At 57.4% G+C, this 2,592-nt stretch carries 3 protein-coding genes and 1 pseudogene; all 4 read right to left on the bottom strand.

The features are described 5' to 3' along the window. A partial coding sequence (locus tag AC3WP4_RS28455) for a hypothetical protein (protein ID WP_256581209.1) occupies nt 1–125 on the bottom strand: 125 nt, incomplete at its 3' end. A 78-nt stretch (nt 126–203) separates the two neighbouring features. Continuing rightward, nucleotides 204–917, bottom strand: coding sequence for a methyl-accepting chemotaxis protein (locus AC3WP4_RS28460; protein WP_404942671.1), 714 nt, complete (start codon nt 915–917; stop codon nt 204–206). Between the two features lie 144 nt (nt 918–1,061). Then, nucleotides 1,062–2,243, bottom strand: a pseudogene (locus AC3WP4_RS28465) (HAMP domain-containing protein); the annotation flags it as partial. Nucleotides 2,244–2,283: 40 nt separating this feature from the next. After that, the coding region (locus AC3WP4_RS28470) for an aldehyde dehydrogenase family protein (protein ID WP_146011633.1) at nt 2,284–2,592 on the bottom strand (309 nt) is incomplete at its 5' end.

The raw sequence follows: 2,592 nt of genomic DNA on the forward strand, positions 1-2,592 counted from the left end.
TGCTCGCGCCAGAAGCCGTCCGGGTTAACGACGGACTGCTGGTACATGGCCTTGTAGGTCGCCTCGTCAGTCAGCGTATTAGCCAAAACCTCGGGACGAACGGGATACAGAGAAGCCGCACTCATCTTTTTTACCTCGGTGGAATAGTTGTTCTTGTGGTCTGTAACGGGTTTGGAGCCCAAGTATTCGGGCCATTGCAAAACTCAAATCCTGAAGCGATTGAGCAGTTTGTCCTGCTGGCCGACGTGGTCCACCATCACTGAACATTGGCGAACCTGTTTATCCGCACTGCCGGAAACTTCAAGACTGATATCGCGGATGTTGGTCGTGTTGCGATTGATTTCTTCGGTCGTGGCGCTTTGTTCTTCAGCCGCTGCGGCAATCTGCAGGTTCATGTCATTGATGCGATAAATCGCCTCACGGATGCGCTCGAGGGTGTCATTGGCTGCATTGGCATCCCCGGCCGTCTTGCTGGCCGTGTCACGGCTCTGCTGCATTTGCACTTGGGCGTGTTTCACGCCCGTCTGCAACTGGTCGATCATCTCGCGTATTTCCTGCGTGGATTGCTGGGTTCGTGAGGCCAGTGAGCGCACCTCATCAGCCACCACGGCAAAACCGCGACCTGATTCGCCGGCACGTGCCGCCTCGATGGCTGCATTGAGCGCGAGCAAATTGGTTTGGTCGGCGATGCTGGTGATGACCGCCACGATGGATTCGATGCTTTGACTGAGCGTGGACAACTCATTGATCGCATGACCGGTGGCGTCCATCTCCTCAGCCAAACGCTTGATCGCCCCCGTCGACCTGGAGACCAGGGCAACCCCGTCTGCTGTTTCCTCGTTGGCAGCGATCGCCGCTTCGGCCGCGGCTTGAGCGTTGCGCGCCACATCCTCGGCGGTCGAGGCCATCTCGGTCATGGCGGTGGCCAGTTGATCCAGTTCTTGTAATTGGACCTGTACGCGGTTGGCTGCCTGATCCGCTTCACACGACGTCGCTGTGGTGCTCTCGCGGACGTGTTGCGAGCTGTTTTTCACATCGCCAATGAGTGTTTTCAGGTTCTGCAGGAACTGGTTGAACTCCCCGGCGACCAGCGCAATTTCATCGTTGCCGACCACGGGCAGTTGGCGGGTCAGGTCGCCTTCTCCGCGATTGATGTCGGCCAACGAGTCCTTGAGTTGATCCAGGGGTCGCAGCAGCCGCCTTACCAGCAGACCCAGCACCAACAGGCTAATCAGCACGCCCAGGCCGGTCCCGATGACGGCCCGCCAACTCAGGATGTGGGCTGCGGCCATCACGATGTCCTGATCCAGTACCACACCGATGTACCAATCCATGCCCTTGAGATTGGAGAGCGGAATGAAGGACACCAGGAGGGACTTTCCACCGCTGCTGACCTCCTGAAGCTGACTGTCGAGAGGCAGAGCGCTGCCTGCGAAAAGCTGGTTGTAGGGCTTGCCGTTCAGTTCAGCGTCCGGGTGGGAAATAATGTTGCCATTTTTGCTCAGCAAGAATGCATAACCGGCCCCACCGAAATCCAGTGTATTGATGGCGTCGGCAACCGTATTCAGGCGGATGTCACCACCCAGTACGCCAAGAAACTGACCAGCATCGCTGATCCTGGTGGCGACCGAGATCAGGATTTCGTTGGAGGTCGAGGCCTTGTAGGGCTCGGTTAAAACGGCCTGGTTGCCCGCCTTGCCGGTCGCGTACCAAGGTCGCGAGCGACCATCATAATCAGGCTTTGGGTTCCAGGATGCGTTGTTCTTGATGGGTTTGCCATCGGACTGAAGGGCACCGAATACCACTTCGAATTGGTCCTGCAATATTGGGGATTCGATAATGCGTTGGGTGGCTTCCGGGCTGTACTGGCTGTCGATGGCCTGGGCCGTCAAGTCAATCAGGCGAAGTTTGCCGTTCAGCCAATTTTCAATCTGCCGTGCCACCGCATTGCTCGACTCGGAGATACTTGCCTCGACCTGGTGCCGCAAAATCGTACGTATCTGCTCTACCTGAACCAGCGATAGAAGACTGGTTGTCACGAACAGCACACAAGCAGCCACAAGGCTCACCTTGTAACGGATTTTCATCGAGGACTCCAAAGGATCGATCAAGGGGAGCAGGGCATCCAGTCCTTGAATGTCAGGTGTGTCATTGAGGACGCCTTCGCGAGCAAGCCCACTCCCACATTGGTTTTGTGAACGCCACAGATCAAATGTGGGAGTGAGCCTGCTCGCGATGGCCATCTGAAGGGCGACGCAGAAACAACTGCATCGCCCACGCTTTTTAGAAGAAGCCCAACGGATTGATGTCGTAGCTCACCAGCAGGTTTTTGGTCTGCTGATAGTGATCGAGCATCATCTTGTGGGTTTCACGACCGACGCCGGATTTCTTGTATCCGCCGAACGCGGCATGCGCCGGGTACAGGTGGTAGCAGTTGGTCCACACACGACCGGCCTTGATGGCGCGGCCCATGCGGTAGGCGCGGTTGATGTCGCGGGTCCAGAGGCCGGCACCCAGGCCGAACTCGGTGTCGTTGGCGATGGCCAGGGCTTCGGCTTCGTCCTTGAAGGTGGTGATGCTCACCACCGGGCC

The organism is Pseudomonas sp. FW305-20 (assembly GCF_058788075.1).